Genomic DNA, 16645 nt, shown 5'->3' on the forward strand with positions numbered 1-16645 from the left:
TCGCAGGGCAGTTGCCGCTTTACCTATGAGGCATGACAGCTCCGCTTATCGACCCGTTCGCTCGTGCCATCACCTATCTCCGCGTATCCGTCACGGATCGCTGCGATTTCCGTTGTGTCTATTGCATGTCCGAGGACATGACCTTTTTGCCCAAGAAAGACCTCCTGACGCTGGAGGAATTGGACCGCATGTGTTCGACCTTTGTGAAACTGGGCGTCGAAAAGCTGCGCATTACCGGCGGTGAGCCGCTGGTACGCCGCAACATAATGAGTTTCTTCAATTCGATGACCCGCCATCTGGAAAGCGGCGCGCTGAAAGAACTGACCCTGACGACCAATGGGTCGCAATTGCACCGTTTTGCAGATGACCTATACGCAGCGGGCGTGCGTAGGGTGAATGTGTCTCTGGACACTCTGGACGAGGACAAGTTTGCCAAAGTCACTCGCTGGGGTCGCCTGAAACAGGTGCTGAACGGGATCGACGCCGCGCAAAAGGCGGGTCTGCGTGTCAAGATCAACGCCGTGGCTTTGAAAGGGTTCAATGAACCCGAACTGCCCAGGATCACCGAATGGTGCGCTGAGCGTGACATGGACCTGACCTGGATCGAGGTCATGCCAATGGGCGATATCGGCAACGAGGATCGCCTGGACCAGTATTGGTCACTCAAGGACGTTCGTAAGGAATACGAAAACCACTATTCCGTGACCGATCTGGCAGAACGGACCGGTGGCCCCGCACGCTATGTACGGCTTGAGGATACGGGCCAGAAGATCGGGTTCATTACGCCCCTGTCACATAACTTCTGCGAAAGCTGCAACCGCGTGCGTCTGACCTGCACAGGTGAGCTGTATATGTGCCTCGGGCAAGAGGACATGGCCGATCTGCGCGCACCGCTGCGCGATCACCCTGATACCGAACAACCGCTTGAGGATGCGATCCGCGCGGCAATCAACCTCAAGCCCAAGGGCCACGATTTCGATTATTCCCGACAGGCTGTGGATGGCCAGATGACCCGCCACATGAGCCATACGGGCGGCTAACATGCCAAACATCTCCGACCGGCCGACGCTGCTCTACCACCTGTATTGCGGCCTCACTTCTGTTGCCGCACCTTTGGCATGGCACACAGTGCGCAAGAAACTACAGGCCGCAGACGTCCCCGAGGCACGGCAGCAGGAGCGCCTCGGCCACGCCAGCCAGCCCCGTCCTGACGGCCAGCTGATTTGGTTCCATGCTGCCAGCGTTGGAGAGACGCTATCGGTCATCAGCCTAATCAAGCGTCTGGGAGAGCGCCTGCCCGAGGCGCAGTTCCTGATCACGTCAGGTACGCCGACTTCGGCCGCACTGATTGAAAAACGCATGCCGCCACGCGGGCGCCACCAATACCCTCCGCTCGACACCGCAGCAGCAGTGCGGCAATTTTTGGATCATTGGCACCCCGACGCCGCGATCTTTGTCGAAAGCGAGATTTGGCCGCGCCTGATCGTCGAAGCGTCTCGGCGAGGAACCCCTTTGGCGCTGCTCAACGCACGCCTTTCGGATCGCTCCGTCGCGGGCTGGAAGAAGAGGCCTGAAACCGCTCGCTTCATTCTGGACCATTTCAAACTGTTTCTGACCCAGAACGATAAAACAGCAAAAAACCTGATCGACATGGGCGCGCGTGCCGACCGGGTGCAGCCGGGTACCAACCTCAAGGCCATGTCAGACCCTCTGCCGGTGGATCAGACGACTCTGGAAAGCATACGGTCACAAACCGCCGATCGCCCGCTCTGGATCGCCAGCTCGACCCATGCAGGCGAAGAGGAAACGGTTCTGGCCGCCCATGCCGAACTGATGAAACGTTGGCCAAACCTTCTGTTGCTGCTGATCCCTCGCCACCCGGAACGGCGAGGTGAGGTTGCTGACCTGCTGAACACCGCCGGACAAACGGCTGCCTTCCGATCCAAGGGCGACCAAATCGCGGCGCAAACTCAAGTCTATGTGGCTGACACATTGGGTGAGACAGGTACATGGTACGCCCTCTGCCCCATCGTGTTTCTGGGCGGTTCGCTGAAGGAAATCGGTGGCCACAACCCGTTCGAACCCGCGCAGGCTGGCGCTGCTGTGATTACGGGCCCTGGTTATTTCAACTTCGCGGAGACCTTCGCTCCATTGATAGACAACGGTGGCGCGATCGAGGTCAACTCGGCTGCGCAACTGTCCGAAGCTGTCGCCAACTGGCTTTCCGACGACAACGCCCTCGCCCAGACCAGGGCCGCAGCGAAAGCCTGCGTGAACACCCAGAAATCCGCCTTGGACGACGTTATCGACACGCTATGCAGCAGCCTCGACCTCAAATGATCTAACCAGGATCCAACTTCATCTGGCCGAAAATACCTCGGGGGTGCGGGGACAGAGCCCCCGCCCTGTCCATCAGGCCGCCGGCATCCGCTGTTCCACGATCCCGGCCCACCAGCTGCATCCGGCCGGAATAGCCTCGTCATTGAAATTATACTCCGGATGATGCACGGCCGCAGTATCGCCGTTACCAACCAGGATATAGGCTCCCGGACGCTCCTCCAGCATAAAGGCAAAGTCCTCGCCGCCCATGATCAATGGTGCCTCGTCGCAATTGCCGGCAACAGAACGCGCGACATCCGCAGCAAAATCGGTTTGTTCGTTGCTGTTCACCATTACCGGATAGCCTCGGTAATAAGTCACATCAGCCGTTCCGCCAAAGGTGGTCGCGATACCCGCACAAATCTCATGAATGCGCTTTTCCGCCAGGTCCCGCATGTCTTCGCTCATCGTACGCACGGTCCCTTTCAATTTCACGCTCTGAGGGATCACGTTGAAGGCATTCGAAGACGTCTCAAATGATGTAACCGAAACCACGACCTGATCCACAGGGTCCGCATTGCGCGCGGCAATCGTCTGTAGCGCCAGAACCGCCTGAGCCGCCATCACGGTTGTGTCGACCGTTTCATGTGGTTTCGCGGCATGTCCGCCCTTGCCCTCGAAAGAGATATCGAACTGGTCCGTTGCGGCAAAAAAAGCGCCTGGTCGAATGGCAAAGCTGCCAACCGGACGGCCCGGCCAGTTGTGCATGCCGTAAACTTCCTGAATACTCCAGCGGTCCATCATGCCGTCTTCACACATCTCACGGCCCCCACCGCCGCCTTCTTCGGCGGGTTGGAAGATCACGACAACGGTGCCGTCAAAATTGCGCGTCTCGGACAGGTACTTCGCAGCCCCCAAAAGCATCGCTGTATGGCCATCATGCCCGCAGGCATGCATCGCACCATCGGTTTTCGAAGCGTAATCCAAGCCCGTCGCCTCGAGGATCGGCAAAGCATCCATATCGGCGCGCAACCCGATCACCTTGCCGCTTGTATTCGCCTTGCCCTTGATCACCCCGACCACACCTGTGCGGCCAATGCCGGTCACGACCTCATCACAGCCAAACTCTCGCAGCCTGTCCGCAACCAAAGCGCTGGTACGATGGGTTTCAAACAGAATTTCAGGGTGTTCGTGAATGTCGCGCCGCCACTTGGTGATCTCATCCTGCAACTCGGCGAACCGGTTCTTGATCGGCATTCTGGTCTCCTAACAAAATATCTTCGGCCCTCAGCCCCGATCCGGGACCGCCAGCAGTTCAATCCAAATCGGCAGGCCGAAGCGCGCCAGAGAGAAGGACAATGAAAACGGCCAGTGGTAGTAGAGCCGCAAAAGCTATTCGTAATGTAAACATCTCTGCGAGAAACCCAATAAGGGGTGGACCAATCAATAGCCCGCCGTAGCCTAATGTGGCAACACTGGCGATGGCCTGCCCCGGCGGCACGTCAGGATCCGAGGCCGCCCGGCTGAATGCCAGCGGCATGATCACCGCGTAGCCGATTCCCATCATTGCAAAACCTGCCAACGCAAGGCCCGCCTCGCCAGCGGAAACCACGCAGAACACGCCCAGTGCAGCGCAAACCCCACCAAATCGCGCCGTAGCGACGGGCCCAAAGCGCATGATCACGACACCACCCGCCAGTCGAAACGCAACCATCGCCACTGAGAACACAGCATAGCCCAACGCCGCAACACTTTCGGTGGCCCCTGTGACATCACGCAGAAAGATCGCACTCCAATCCGCCACCGCGCCTTCGCCTAGCGCACCGCATAGGGCTGTGAACCCAACAAGGATCAGCGCCCCGGACGGAAGCGCAAACACCTGCCCCCCCGTCGAAACCGCGCGACGCGATGTCCAACGCACCCACGACAAGGCCAGCGCAAGCCCGACCACGATCCCGCCCGCCAGCAGAAAATGCTGCATCACGGTCAACTGCATCTGCACTGCAGCAAACCCGCTAAGCGCCCCCAGCCCCGCGCCGAGGCTCCACATGGCGTGGAACGAGGACATGACAGGCTTGTCAAAGGTCTGTTCGACCTCAGCGGCCCAGGCGTTCATCGCAACGTCCATCGAGCCGTGGAAAGCGCCGAACACAAACAAAAAAGCCGCCAGCGCCCAGAACCCGCCTGCGAAGGCCAACAAGATCAAGGACAGCGTATATAGAACCGCGATGTAGCGCGTCAGGCTAACCGCTCCGAACCTGTCCGTTAGCCGCCCGGTAATCGGAAAGGAACACACCGCGCCTGCGGCCATGAACAACAACCCGTAGCCGAGCGCCTCATGCGTCAGATCCAACCGGTCCCGAACCGCGGGAATACGCGAGGCCCAGATGCCGAACAACGCTCCATTCAGGATGAACATGGCGGCAACGGCCCGCCAAGCTGCCACGATTCCGATCACGGGAAACCCTTAGTGCCAGATGCCAAATGCTGCCCTTGTACAGCTTGCTGGCGCGCTGGCAAACACAGTTTCACTCCAGCCTTTTGCGAATCTTCCGAATGGCAAACCAAACGGCCAGCACAACCGGGATTGTCACGGCAGCGGTCAACATCCCCTTGCTTATCCCAACCCCGGTCAGCGGATACAGCAGGTAGCTGACCAATGACACTGCGTAGTAACTGATGGCGACCACCGACAGCCCTTCGACAGTGTGCTGTAGACGCAGGGCCAAGTCGGCGCGACGGTCCATGCTTTCCAGCAACGCCTGGTTCTGAGCGCTGCGCTCGACATCAACCCGCGTGCGCAGCAATTCCCCCGCCCTGATCGCCCGGTCCGACAGCGCCTTCAATCGCCGCTCGGTCGACTTGACCGTACGGATCGCAGGATCGTAACGGCGCATCATGAAATCGGCAAAGCTCTGCCCGCCGCCAAACCGATCTTCCCGCAGGACCTCAATGCGCTGGTTGACGATGGCCTCATAGGCACCTGTGGCACCAAACCGAAACGAGCATTTGGCGGACAGCGCTTCAAGCTCGATCGACGTCGACAACAAATCCTGCAACAACGCATCCGGTTGCGCTGTGTCGTCATTCATCTGCGCCATTATCTGGGTCAGTTGGCCATCCAAAGCACCGATGCGCGGCATCAACTGTTTGACGCGGGCAAATCCCAACATGGACATCGCCTTGTAGGTTTCAATCTCGCACAGACGTTGCACGATGCGTCCGGTTCTCCGCCGCCCGGTGCCCTCGGTCACAAACATTGCAAACCGCATGTGCCCGGCCGGATCGATGCGAAAATCGCAGGCACAAATAGCGGCATCATCCAGCACGCGCGCCACGGCCAGACTTTCAGGCTCGAACCATTCGGCAAGTTTGGACCGGATCGCCTCATCGCTCTCACGCTCGACAACACGCACCATCGCAGAGGTGACGCGCTGACCCGGGCTCGCCATCAGCCAGTCAGGGGGAAACACCTCAAAATCAGCCGGATTGAACGCACGGTCACTCACATTCTGAGAGATCGCCGTATAGGTCACAAACTCGGTGTGCTGTTCCCATTTCAACCAATGACGCCCGATCTGCCCCGCGTAATGCGTGGCATCCGGTTGAGGATGCTGCGCACCGTGGCGGTCCAGAAGGTTGACGAGGTGCTCCAGATCTTCACGGCGATCCCGCGCGACGGCAGCCTCAGATTTCTTGATGGCCAGAAACACCACGGTGCAAGGTGTCGCCGCAATCGGAAACGGCCGCGCATGCAGTTCATTGGCCAGCGCATAGCGCAGCGGATGGTCATCTATCGGCGTCATAAAGGGCTCCGTCTGGTTCCCGGCACTATACGCCATCCGCGACGCGCATCAATTCTCTTTTTATTTCATATACTTACAGGGATACGACGGTATACAAACCCGCTATCTCATTGATTTGGTTGCCACAGCTCAATCGGATTGCCTTCTGGGTCGTGGATGCGTGCAAACTTGCCGACCTCGCTGTCCCATTCGGCATTGGTTTCAACCTTGATCCCAGCCGCCTCCAACTGCGCCGTCATGGCAGCCAGATCATCGACTCGAAAATTGATCATCCACTGCTGCTCGGCCCGACCGAAATACTCGGTATTCTGGTCGAAAGGGGCAAAAACCGTATAACCCTCTCGCTGCTTCCACGGCACCGGATCATAATGATTGACCCCCAAATGCGTTTCATACCACGCGCTCAACGCCGCTGGGTCTCGCGCACGGAAGAACACACCGCCTATACCGTTCACTTTCTCCATCAGCACCTCCGTAGAATAGTGGCACCAACAGTGTAACACAGTCCGCAGTCTTCATCTGGCCCCAAATACCTTGGAGGTCAGGAGGCAAAGCCTCCTGCAAAAAAAGAAAAGGGCGCCCTCAGGCGCCCTTTGCAATCTCATAATACCGTTCGATCAGTCGATCATGGGCAGCAGCTTGTCCAGCGACTGTTTTGCGTCGCCGTAGAACATGCGGGTGTTCTCTTTGAAGAACAGCGGATTTTCGATGCCCGAGTATCCCGTGCCCTGACCGCGCTTGGACACAAAGACCTGCTTCGCTTTCCAGCATTCCAGAACCGGCATACCGGCGATGGGGCTGTTGGGGTCTTCCTGCGCCGCGGGGTTCACGATGTCGTTCGAACCGATGACGATGGCCACATCCGTGTCTGGGAAATCGTCATTGATCTCGTCCATCTCCAGCACGATGTCGTACGGCACCTTCGCCTCAGCCAGCAGAACGTTCATGTGACCCGGCAGACGACCTGCAACCGGATGGATCGCAAAGCGCACGTTCTTGCCTTTGGCGCGCAGCTTGCGAACCAGCTCGGACACCGACTGCTGAGCTTGCGCAACAGCCATGCCGTAGCCAGGAATGATGACCACGCTGTCAGCGTCGTTCAGAGCTGCGGCAACCCCGTCGGCCTCAATCGCGACCTGCTCGCCTTCCACTTCCATCTGCGGACCCGAGGTACCGCCGAAGCCGCCCAGGATCACACTGACAAAGTGACGGTTCATCGCCTTACACATGATGTAGGACAGGATCGCACCGGACGAGCCCACCAGCGCGCCGACCACGATCAGCAGGTCGTTGCCCAGCGAGAAGCCGATGGCCGCAGCCGCCCAACCCGAGTAGCTGTTCAGCATCGACACAACCACCGGCATGTCCGCACCACCGATGCCCATGATCAGGTGATAGCCGATAAACAGCGCCGCCAGCGTCATTAGGAACAGCGGGAAGAAGCCGCCCGATGCTGTATACCAGAACAGGCAGATCAGCGAGAGACCCGCAGCAGCCGCGTTCAGCGCATGACCGCCGGGCAGCTTGGTCGCCGCCGAGGTCACTTTGCCCGCCAGCTTGCCATAGGCCACAACCGAACCGGTAAAGGTGATCGCACCGATGAAGATGCCCAGGAACAGTTCCACATGCAGGATCGTCAGTTCGGCCGAGGTCTTTTTGGCGATCAGTTGGGCAAAGGCCCCCAGACCGTCCATCTCAACTTCTTTCGCGGCGTCGGCGATGGCGAATACTTCGGCAACATTCTGTATCTCAAAATGCGCGTTGTAGCCCACGAACACAGCCGCCAGACCGACCAGCGAGTGCATCGCCGCCACAAGCTGCGGCATCTCGGTCATCTGGACGCGCTGCGCCACGTACTGACCGATCAGACCACCGCCGATGATCAGCAGAAGCGACAGCAACCACAGGCCGGAACCCGGACCAACCAGCGTGGCAAAAACCGCCAGCGCCATACCGACGATGCCGTACCAGACCGCGCGCTTGGCGCTTTCCTGGTTCGACAGACCGCCGAGCGAAAGGATGAAAAGGACAGCCGCAACAACATAGGCGGCAGTAGTGAAGCCAATCATCTACCCGGCCTCCTTAAGATTTCTGGAACATGGCGAGCATGCGCCGGGTTACGAGGAAGCCGCCGAAGATATTGATCCCGGCCATGAAGACGGACAGCGCCGCCAGCAGAATAACCAGGAACGACCCCGATCCAATCTGCATCAAGGCTCCAACGATAATGATCGACGAGATCGCGTTGGTGATCGCCATCAGCGGTGTGTGCAGAGAATGCGCGACGCCCCAGATCACCTGGAAGCCCACGAACACAGCCAGCACAAAGACGATGAAGTGCTGCATGAAGCTGGCCGGAGCGACCAGCCCCACCAGCAGCATCAGCGCGCCGCCGACACCCAGCAGGGTGAACTGCTGTTTGGTCTGCGCCTTGAAGGCCGCGATTTCCTGCGCCTTTTTCTCTTCCGGTGTCAGTTCTTTGACTTCCGGTTTCTTCTGCGCCGCAATCGCCTGCACCTTGGGTGGCGGCGGCGGGAAGGTGATCTCGCCCTCAAAGGTCACGGTCGCGCCGCGGATCACGTCATCTTCCATGTCGTGGTTGACCTGGCCGTCCTTTTCAGGCGTCAGGTCGGCCATCATGTGACGGATGTTGGTGGCATACAGAGACGACGACTGCGCCGCCATCCGGCTGGGGAAGTCGGTATAGCCGATGATGGTCACGCCATTGTCGGTCACGATCTTCTCATCCGCCACGGTCAGCTTACAGTTGCCGCCCTTTTCCGCCGCCAGATCGACAATGACCGAGCCCGGCTTCATGCTTTCGACCATGTCCTTGGTCCAAAGCTCAGGCGCTTCGCGGTTCGGGATCAGCGCGGTGGTGATAACGATGTCCATTTCCGGAGCAAGCTCACGGAACTTAGCCAGCTGCGCGTTGCGGAATTCTTCGGACTGAACCGACGCATAACCACCCGTTGCCGCGCCGTCTTGCTGATCTTCTTCAAAGTCCAGATAGACGAACTCGGCCCCCATCGATTCGACCTGTTCGGCCACTTCGGGGCGGACGTCGAACGCATAGGTGATCGCACCCAGCGAGGTCGAGGTGCCAATTGCCGCCAGACCAGCCACACCGGCACCGACGATCAGCACTTTGGCGGGCGGAACCTTACCGGCCGCCGTCACCTGACCAGTGAAGAAGCGGCCAAAATTGTTGCCGGCCTCGATTACCGCACGATACCCGGCGATGTTGGCCATCGACGACAGAGCATCCATCTTCTGCGCGCGGCTGATGCGCGGAACCATTTCCATGGCGATGACGTTGGCACCTTTGGATTTGGCCAGCTCCATCCCTTCTTCATTGCCCGCAGGGTTGAAGAACGAAATCAGCGTCTTGTCCTTGGTCAGCCGTTTGAGCTCGGCCTCAGAGGGCTGACGTACCTTGGCGATGATATCGGACGCCTTCCACAGCGCAGCTGCGGTCTTGATCACTTCGACACCAGCGGCCTCGTAAGCTGCATCCGAGAACCCGGCCGCAGCACCTGCGCCTTTCTCGATCAGGCATTCATAGCCCAGTTTCTGCAACTGCACGGCAGAATCGGGCGTCATCGCGACGCGGTTCTCACCGTCAAATATCTCTTTCGGTGTGCCTATTTTCACTGGCATTCCCCCTAATTTTCACTCTGACCGAGCGGGTGGTCGGTATTGTTTGTTAAGCAAAGGTGTATCTTGCGCAACATTATTTCGCAAGCGCAGCATATTACGTTGTGTCGTTACCACATCACTTCAGATCCACCTGCGGGTTTGGCGTTCATATCGGGCGAAATCGGCGCGGAAAGTCCTGCGCATTCGATCCTCTTCCGGCACGATGAAACGGCGTTCCAGCAGCCAGACAAAGACCGGGATCAGAACCAACGAGGCGACGGCGTCGAACCGCAGGATCAGGCCAGTGAGGATCAGAACATCGCCCGCATAGATCGGGTTCCGGCTGCGTTTGAAGATACCGGTTTGCACAAGCGAGCTGGGGGTTTCATGCGGCATGATCGTCGTGCGATGGCGACGGAACTCTGCAGCGGCTAAAGCGATCAGGATCAACCCTCCGCCTATCAGAACCCCGCTGAGAAGGTCGGTGACCCCGCTGTCCAGCGATAAACCCATCGGCATATACCGCGCCTGCATCCATGCCAGCACGGCAAATCCCAATAACCAAACCGGAGGGATATCAATGTTACGCATGTCGGGCTGACTTTCGTTCCGGCAATGGCGAACATGTCGCGTTTGCACGATCACCTACCGCTTTTCGGCCTCAATAGCAAAACTACAGTTGGTCGCAGGGCAAATTGCCGGTCCCGGCCAGCTCATCCGGGCCAGGGATTGTCAATCGTGGACAGGCCGCCACGGATCAGATAGCCATTTCAAACCAATGTTTTCCAATGCATGCACAGGATCGCGATGACTGACTTTGCCGCTACAAAAGCTATGTTCGATTTGCCCGAAGGCGTTGTTTATCTGGACGGAAACTCGCTGGGGCCCTTGCCAAGCGCGGCGGCGGGACGGGTCAATGAGATGCTGGTTTCTGAATGGGGACAGATGCTGATCACCGGCTGGAACAAAGCCGGATGGATGGCGCTACCGACAGGTCTGGGGGATCGTGTTGGCCGATTGATCGGAGCCGAACCCGGAAGCGTTGTGACAGGGGACACCCTTTCGATCAAAGTCTATCAGGCCGTCGCCTCAGCATTGGACCTGTGCCCGGACCGTAAAGTCGTTTTGTCCGACAACGGCAATTTTCCGTCCGATCTTTACATGGTCGAGGGCCTCTTGCGCTCACTCGGGCCAGACTACGAATTGCGCGTCGTCGATCCCGAGGATGTCGCCGACAACCTGACCGATGATGTTGCGGTCCTAATGCTGACCGAAGTCGACTACCGCACCGGGCGCATGCACGACACGAAAGCGTTGACCGAACTGGCCCATGCGAACGGTACAATAACCGTTTGGGATCTGGCGCATTCGGCGGGGGCAATCCCAGTGGATCTGGCGGGATGCAACGCCGATTTCGCCGTAGGCTGTACCTATAAGTATCTCAATGGCGGCCCCGGAGCGCCTGCGTTCATCTATGTCGCGCCGCGTCTTGCGGACAAGGCTCAACCCGCCCTGTCCGGCTGGCTGGGTCACGAATCTCCGTTCGCCTTCGATCTGGACTATCGGCCAGGGCAAGGTATCGAAAGAATGCGGGTCGGCACGCCGCCGATCATTCAGATGACGGCCTTGTCCGCAGCGATGGACATCTGGGACATGGCCGACATTCACGACGTACGCGCCAAGTCCATCGAACTGACCGAGTTGTTCATAAACCGGGTCGAGGCCGCCTGCCCTGACCTGACGCTGGCAAGCCCGCGCGACCCCGCCCGGCGCGGAAGCCAGGTCTCATTTCGTTTCGAGCATGGCTATGCCGTGATGCAGGCTTTGATCGCGCGCGGCGTGATCGGTGATTTCCGAGCGCCGGACATCATTCGATTTGGCTTCACGCCGCTTTACATCGACGAGAACGATGTAGAACAGGGCGTTGAAATCTTAGCAGACATCATGAGCAACCGCCTGTGGGATGCACCAGAGTACATGGTGCGTCAGCGCGTTACTTGACCTCAAGACCCGCGCCGATCAGCGTTGCGAATTGCACGGTGCGGGCCTCATACTCTTCGACCCCGGTGACGCTCACCTTCAACCCTCTCAAAGCGGTAGTGATCAGCGTGCCCGTCTCCATCGCACCCGCATACAAACGAACGCGCCCGGCCTTTTCTTCTCGGGCCAGCCACTCGCCATAAAGCTGCGTCAGGTCGGCCTCGCCCTGCGCAATAATTTCACCCGACATGGATACCGAGGTGTCCAGCATCTCAAGCCCATGGGAAGAAGCCAGAATTGTCGAGATTCCCTCGGTCTGGGCTGCAATCGCACGCGTCAGTATTTCGGTAACCGACCCCGACGTCGACAACGCCTGCGCCACCGCAGCGTGCTTCGTGGTGTAGTACAGCTCAGTCAGCTTGGCGACGATCGCTTCTTTATTCTTGAAATGGAGATAGACCGCTGGACGGGACATCCCCGCGCCGCGCGCGATTTCATCCATCGATGTTTTGCGGAACCCATAGGTGGCAAAAGCTTGAAAGGCGGAATCCAGGATCGCCTTCTGTCGTGTATCTTCTTTCAAATCGGTCATTCCAAAACTCGTGACACTTTCTGTTCATTTTGTCAATTGACACACTGACACTTTAGATTAATTATGTCAGAAACCAGCCACAGCCAAGAGAGGTGCGCCATGGCGACCGCGCTAAAGATCAATGGAAAGCAACATCAGGTGGACCTGCCAGATGACGTGCCCCTGCTCTGGGTTCTGCGCGACGAAATCGGCCTGACGGGAACCAAGTTCGGTTGCGGCGTTGCTGCATGCGGGTCGTGCACGGTTCACATCGATGGCGAGGCCGTGCGGTCTTGCCAGGTGGCACTGTCGGATGTCTGGGGTGATGTGACGACGATTGAAGGGCTGGGCACACCGGATGCCATGGCCGCAGTTCAGCAGGCTTGGGTCGACCATCAGGTGGCGCAATGCGGTTACTGCCAGTCAGGACAGATCATGCAGGCTGCAGCATTGCTGGCCGAGAACCCCGCGCCAACAGATGCTGAGATTGATGACGCGATGCAAGGCAACCTGTGCCGCTGTGGCACCTACCCCAGAATCCGCGCTGCCATCCACGATGCGGCATCCAAGCTGAAGGAGGCGTAAGCAATGGCATCCGTAGGAAAAATCCTCCGCCGTACGTTCCTGATTGGCTCGGCCGCGATTGTGGGCGGCGTGGCCTTCGGCGCTTACTACGTTAGCCGTCCGGCTGCGAACCCTTTGAAACCGACCGAAGGTGAAACCGCGCTTAGCCCCTTTGTTTTAGTCGACCAGAACGGCGTTACCTTGTTTGCGCCCCGGGCCGAGATGGGACAGGGCGTCATGACCACTTGGGCCGCACTTATTGCCGAAGAACTGGATGTCGAGCTGGACCAGATTCGCGTCCTCCACGGACCAGCGGCGGCGGCTTACTATAACTCTGCCCTGATCGGTGAAGGTCTGCCCAACAAGGGCTATGACATCTCGGACTTCCAGCACAATCTGGGCGAAGCTCTGGGTGTTCTGGGTCGGACGCTCAGCTTGCAAGTCACCGGCGGCTCAACCTCGATGAAGGATGGGTTCGAGCGGATGCGCGAAGCAGGTGCAACCGCGCGCGAAACGCTAAAGCAGGCTGCAGCCGATCGATTGGGCGTTGATCGTGCGCAATTGAAAACCGAAAACGGCGAGGTCATCGCACCAGACGGAACCCGTATCCCGTACACAGAACTGGCCGAAGCCGCCGGTCAGATTGAGCCACCTCAGGTCGAATTGCGCGACCCGACCAACTGGCGTTTGCTGGGCCAGAACCTGCCGCGAGTCGATGTGGTTGGCAAATCTACCGGTACCGCTGAGTTCGGCATTGACGTGCGCCCCGAGGGTTTGAAATTCGCCTCTGTCCGCATCAACCCGAAACTGGGTGGCGAGATGAAAAGCTTTGACGCCAGCGCGGCGGAAGGCATGCCGGGCGTCGAAAAGGTTGTAGACCTCGGTAACGGCGTGGCCGTGATTGCCACCAACACCTGGCTGGCAATGCAGGCGGTTGATGCGATTGACGTAGACTGGGGCGATGCGCCCTACCCGCCGGAAACCGATGCTATCTTCGCGGAAATCTCCAAGGCTTTCGATGCCGCCCCCAACTCGACGATGCGCGACGATGGGGATGTGGACATCCTGCCGGACGGCGCGACCGAGATCACTGCAGAGTACACGGCGCCATATCTCGCCCACTCCACCATGGAGCCAATGAACGCGACAGCGTTGTTCACCGGCAATTCGCTGGAGCTGTGGTGCGGGAACCAGGCCCCGACGCTGATCCAGATGCGCGTCGCCAATACGGCCAACCTGGACAAGGACGCAGTGCAGATCCACACAACCTATCTGGGCGGCGGGTTTGGTCGTCGCGGTGAGCTGGACTTTGGTGAGATCGCCACAAAGGTCGCGATGGCAATGCCCGGAGTGCCGGTCCAGACGACCTGGAGCCGTGAAGAGGACATGCGCCACGACTACTACCGCCCCGGCGCGATGGCCCGGATGCGGGGCGCAGTAAAGGATGGTCAGGCCGTTCTGATCGACGGCAAAGTCGCTGCGCAATCCTGCACGCAACAGGCCGTTGAGCGCTATACCGGCATTCCCGGAGGCGGCCCCGACAAGGTTCTGGTCGAAGGTTTCTTTAACCAACCCTATGCGGTACCGAACTACCGCATGAGCGGGCACATTGCTGATCTGAACATTCCCGTCGGTTTCTGGCGCTCGGTCGGAAACAGCCACAACGGCTTCTTCCACGAAACGTTCATGGATGAGATGGCCTATGCCGCAGGCCGTGATCCGCTGGAGTTCCGGCTGGAACTGGCCAAAGCCGAATTCGCCCCGGCTGCAGGTTGCCTAGAGGCGGTGAAAGAGATGTCCGGCTGGACCGGCAAAACCCCCGACGGCGTTGGCCGCGGCGTGGCGATGACCTACAGCTTTGGCACGCCGGTCGCTCAGGTGATTGAGGTTGTTGACGTGGACGGCACCATCAGGATCGCGAAGGCCTGGATCGCCTGCGACGTCGGCCTCGCTCTGGATCCGGGAACCGTCGAAGCACAGATGTTCGGCGGCATGATCTATGGGCTGTCGGCGGCAGTGATGGGCGAGATCACCTTCTCGGACGGCGAAGTCGAACAATACAACTTCCCCGACTATGACGCGCTGCGGATGCACAACGCGCCGGTGACCGAGGTGAAAATCCTTGAAACCAACCGCCACATGGGTGGCGTGGGCGAGCCGGGGACGCCTCCGTCGATGCCTGCGCTTGGCAATGCTCTGTTCGACTTGACGGGTGAGCGCGCGCGCACCCTGCCCTTGATCAATCAGTTCAATCTGCTGGTTTGATCTTGCTGCGCCGGTCTGGTCCTTCTCTCCCGGACCGGCGCAGTGCTTAGGCCGTTTGCTGGAACAGCGCCGTATCTGACCCTTTTGCCCAGGCATGAACCGCTGCACCAAACGCCTTGAACAGCGGGCGCGAAACCGGATCGTTTTCTGCGTCCCATTCCGGGTGCCACTGCACGGAGAGTGTAAACCCTGGCGCATCCTGAATGTAGATCGCCTCGGGTGTTCCGTCGGGGGCATGACCCTCGATCACGACGCGGTGCCCCACAGTTTTGATCCCCTGCCCGTGCAGAGTGTTCGTCATCACCTCGGTCGCGCCCATCAGCTTGTGAAAGACACCGCCCTCGTTCAGCATTACGACATGGCGCAGTGCGAATTTCTCCTCCAAGGTGCCATCGGGCGGCATGCGATGGTTCATGCGGCCCGGCAGGTCGCGAATTTCCGGGTAAAGGGTCCCGCCCATCGCAACGTTGACCTCCTGAAACCCGCGGCAGATGCCAAAGAACGGCTGCCCGCGCTCAACACAGGCCCGCACCAGCGGCAGTGTGATCGCATCTCGGGCGCGGTCGAACTCGCCATGTGCCTCGGTCGCGGGCTCGCCATATTCCTCGGGGTGGACGTTTGGACGTCCACCGGTCAGCAGAAACCCGTCGCACACCTCTAGCAGTTCGTCGACCGACACATAGCGCGGATCAGCCGGGATCAGCAGCGGCAGACAGTCCGACACATTTGCGACAGCGTCCGAATTCATCGTCCCACCGGCATGGGTTGGATACTGATCATTCATCAAATACGAATTGCCGATGATACCGACGACGGGTCGAGACATTCTACGTTCCTGTGCTGTTTCCTTGCTTTCAAAAAAAACTATCGGCAGGGCCAAAAGCGCGCAATAGCACAAGCCCTGCGTGTCAGCGCAAGTTCTTGTTCAACACTGCACATGTGAAAAGATGCTCGGGTTTTGCGGAGTATTGCCGCCACTGCACAGATTTGCGGCGCACCTTGCACGCCGGTCTTGACCGGAGAGCAAACACGGCTCTCCGACGATGTCTTGGATCAGATCTCGCCAGTCAGGCCCGCAGCTTCGATGCCCGCCATTGCGGCGTTGGCATCGTTGTCGGATGTGTCGCCGGTTACACCTACTGCACCGATCACCGCGCCCTTCTTGTCGCGCAGCAGAACGCCGCCAGGAACCGGCACGACCTGACCACCATAGACGCCATTCACGGCAGCCATAAAGTAGGCCTGCGCCTCAGCCCGCTGCATCTGTGCGGTCCCTGCCATGCCCAGCATGACCGACCCGTATGCTTTACCGTGCGCGATAGCGAACCGGCCCGGAGCGGCACCATCTTCACGCTCGAACGCGATGACGTGGCCGCCCGCGTCCAGAACGACGGCAGAAAGGGGTTTCAGTTCCATCTCGCGACCTTTTTCAAGGGCCTTGCGGATGATCGTGCGGGCTTTGCGGAGAGAAACTGCCATATCGTGTCCTATCGTTCTTGAG

The 16645-nt window shown here is 59.1% G+C and carries 15 protein-coding genes; 5 read left to right on the forward strand and 10 right to left on the reverse strand.

Features of this window, described 5'->3' with window-relative positions:
* Nucleotides 1–32 precede the first annotated feature (32 nt).
* Nucleotides 33–1040, forward strand: coding sequence for a GTP 3',8-cyclase MoaA (gene moaA, locus GOV53_RS10050; RefSeq protein WP_170466113.1), 1008 nt, complete (start codon nucleotides 33–35; stop codon nucleotides 1038–1040).
* A 1-nt stretch (nucleotide 1041) separates the two neighbouring features.
* Nucleotides 1042–2340, forward strand: coding sequence for a 3-deoxy-D-manno-octulosonic acid transferase (locus GOV53_RS10055; RefSeq protein ID WP_170466116.1), 1299 nt, complete (start codon nucleotides 1042–1044; stop codon nucleotides 2338–2340).
* A gap of 72 nt (nucleotides 2341–2412) precedes the next feature.
* Here the strand turns inward: GOV53_RS10055 and GOV53_RS10060 are convergent, their stop codons facing one another.
* The 7 genes from GOV53_RS10060 to GOV53_RS10090 all read right to left on the reverse strand — a co-directional run bounded on the left by GOV53_RS10060 (nucleotide 2413) and on the right by GOV53_RS10090 (nucleotide 10355).
* A complete protein-coding gene (locus GOV53_RS10060; RefSeq protein ID WP_170466119.1) occupies nucleotides 2413–3576 on the reverse strand; it encodes a M20 aminoacylase family protein in 1164 nt (387 codons plus the stop codon).
* A 58-nt stretch (nucleotides 3577–3634) separates the two neighbouring features.
* Nucleotides 3635–4777: an MFS transporter gene (locus GOV53_RS10065; RefSeq protein WP_367648768.1), complete on the reverse strand. Its 1143-nt coding sequence runs from the start codon at nucleotides 4775–4777 to the stop codon at nucleotides 3635–3637.
* Nucleotides 4778–4847: 70 nt separating this feature from the next.
* On the reverse strand, nucleotides 4848–6125 hold the full coding sequence (locus GOV53_RS10070) for a DUF3422 family protein (protein WP_170466122.1): 1278 nt from the start codon (nucleotides 6123–6125) through the stop codon (nucleotides 4848–4850).
* A 107-nt stretch (nucleotides 6126–6232) separates the two neighbouring features.
* Nucleotides 6233–6589, reverse strand: coding sequence for a VOC family protein (locus tag GOV53_RS10075; protein WP_170466125.1), 357 nt, complete (start codon nucleotides 6587–6589; stop codon nucleotides 6233–6235).
* A gap of 153 nt (nucleotides 6590–6742) precedes the next feature.
* A complete protein-coding gene (locus GOV53_RS10080; protein ID WP_170422610.1) occupies nucleotides 6743–8194 on the reverse strand; it encodes an NAD(P)(+) transhydrogenase (Re/Si-specific) subunit beta in 1452 nt (483 codons plus the stop codon).
* A gap of 13 nt (nucleotides 8195–8207) precedes the next feature.
* Nucleotides 8208–9779: a Re/Si-specific NAD(P)(+) transhydrogenase subunit alpha gene (locus GOV53_RS10085; protein ID WP_170422612.1), complete on the reverse strand. Its 1572-nt coding sequence runs from the start codon at nucleotides 9777–9779 to the stop codon at nucleotides 8208–8210.
* A 126-nt stretch (nucleotides 9780–9905) separates the two neighbouring features.
* A complete protein-coding gene (locus GOV53_RS10090; RefSeq protein ID WP_170422614.1) occupies nucleotides 9906–10355 on the reverse strand; it encodes a methyltransferase family protein in 450 nt (149 codons plus the stop codon).
* Between the two features lie 216 nt (nucleotides 10356–10571).
* Between GOV53_RS10090 and kynU the strand changes: the two genes are divergently transcribed.
* The gene (gene kynU / locus GOV53_RS10095; RefSeq protein ID WP_170466128.1) at nucleotides 10572–11765 is read left to right on the forward strand and encodes a kynureninase; all 1194 of its coding nucleotides are present in this window, start codon (nucleotides 10572–10574) and stop codon (nucleotides 11763–11765) included.
* On the opposite strand, the gene GOV53_RS10100 is transcribed toward kynU, so the two are convergent.
* Nucleotides 11758–12336 carry a TetR/AcrR family transcriptional regulator gene (locus tag GOV53_RS10100; protein WP_170466130.1) on the reverse strand — a complete coding sequence of 193 codons (579 nt, stop codon included), beginning with the start codon at nucleotides 12334–12336 and terminating at the stop codon, nucleotides 11758–11760. The two genes, kynU and GOV53_RS10100, sit on opposite strands and share 8 nt — an antisense overlap.
* Nucleotides 12337–12435: 99 nt before the next feature.
* On the opposite strand from GOV53_RS10100, the gene GOV53_RS10105 reads away from it, so the two are divergent.
* Entirely contained in the window at nucleotides 12436–12900 is a 465-nt protein-coding gene (locus GOV53_RS10105; RefSeq protein WP_170466133.1) for a (2Fe-2S)-binding protein, read from the forward strand.
* Between the two features lie 3 nt (nucleotides 12901–12903).
* A complete protein-coding gene (locus GOV53_RS10110; protein WP_170466136.1) occupies nucleotides 12904–15144 on the forward strand; it encodes a xanthine dehydrogenase family protein molybdopterin-binding subunit in 2241 nt (746 codons plus the stop codon).
* 46 nt (nucleotides 15145–15190) lie between these two features.
* Here GOV53_RS10110 and GOV53_RS10115 read toward each other — a convergent pair whose 3' ends face one another.
* A complete protein-coding gene (locus GOV53_RS10115; RefSeq protein ID WP_170466138.1) occupies nucleotides 15191–15970 on the reverse strand; it encodes a gamma-glutamyl-gamma-aminobutyrate hydrolase family protein in 780 nt (259 codons plus the stop codon).
* 227 nt (nucleotides 15971–16197) lie between these two features.
* A complete protein-coding gene (locus GOV53_RS10120; protein ID WP_170466141.1) occupies nucleotides 16198–16623 on the reverse strand; it encodes a GlcG/HbpS family heme-binding protein in 426 nt (141 codons plus the stop codon).
* Nucleotides 16624–16645 lie beyond the last annotated feature (22 nt).

This window comes from Ruegeria arenilitoris, from assembly GCF_013035315.1.
GTDB classification, from domain to species: domain Bacteria; phylum Pseudomonadota; class Alphaproteobacteria; order Rhodobacterales; family Rhodobacteraceae; genus Ruegeria; species Ruegeria arenilitoris_D.

What these genes read in the sequence shown, in the direction of transcription:
- GOV53_RS10060 (WP_170466119.1), bottom strand. Translation starts at nt 3,576, where the DNA reads ATGCCGATCAAGAACCGGTTCGCCGAGTTGCAGGATGAGATCACCAAG.
- moaA (WP_170466113.1), top strand. Translation starts at nt 33, where the DNA reads ATGACAGCTCCGCTTATCGACCCGTTCGCTCGTGCCATCACCTATCTC.
- GOV53_RS10100 (WP_170466130.1), bottom strand. Translation starts at nt 12,336, where the DNA reads ATGACCGATTTGAAAGAAGATACACGACAGAAGGCGATCCTGGATTCC.
- GOV53_RS10090 (WP_170422614.1), bottom strand. Translation starts at nt 10,355, where the DNA reads ATGCGTAACATTGATATCCCTCCGGTTTGGTTATTGGGATTTGCCGTG.
- GOV53_RS10070 (WP_170466122.1), bottom strand. Translation starts at nt 6,125, where the DNA reads ATGACGCCGATAGATGACCATCCGCTGCGCTATGCGCTGGCCAATGAA.
- GOV53_RS10075 (WP_170466125.1), bottom strand. Translation starts at nt 6,589, where the DNA reads ATGGAGAAAGTGAACGGTATAGGCGGTGTGTTCTTCCGTGCGCGAGAC.
- GOV53_RS10115 (WP_170466138.1), bottom strand. Translation starts at nt 15,970, where the DNA reads ATGTCTCGACCCGTCGTCGGTATCATCGGCAATTCGTATTTGATGAAT.
- GOV53_RS10110 (WP_170466136.1), top strand. Translation starts at nt 12,904, where the DNA reads ATGGCATCCGTAGGAAAAATCCTCCGCCGTACGTTCCTGATTGGCTCG.
- kynU (WP_170466128.1), top strand. Translation starts at nt 10,572, where the DNA reads ATGACTGACTTTGCCGCTACAAAAGCTATGTTCGATTTGCCCGAAGGC.
- GOV53_RS10055 (WP_170466116.1), top strand. Translation starts at nt 1,042, where the DNA reads ATGCCAAACATCTCCGACCGGCCGACGCTGCTCTACCACCTGTATTGC.
- GOV53_RS10080 (WP_170422610.1), bottom strand. Translation starts at nt 8,194, where the DNA reads ATGATTGGCTTCACTACTGCCGCCTATGTTGTTGCGGCTGTCCTTTTC.
- GOV53_RS10120 (WP_170466141.1), bottom strand. Translation starts at nt 16,623, where the DNA reads ATGGCAGTTTCTCTCCGCAAAGCCCGCACGATCATCCGCAAGGCCCTT.
- GOV53_RS10105 (WP_170466133.1), top strand. Translation starts at nt 12,436, where the DNA reads ATGGCGACCGCGCTAAAGATCAATGGAAAGCAACATCAGGTGGACCTG.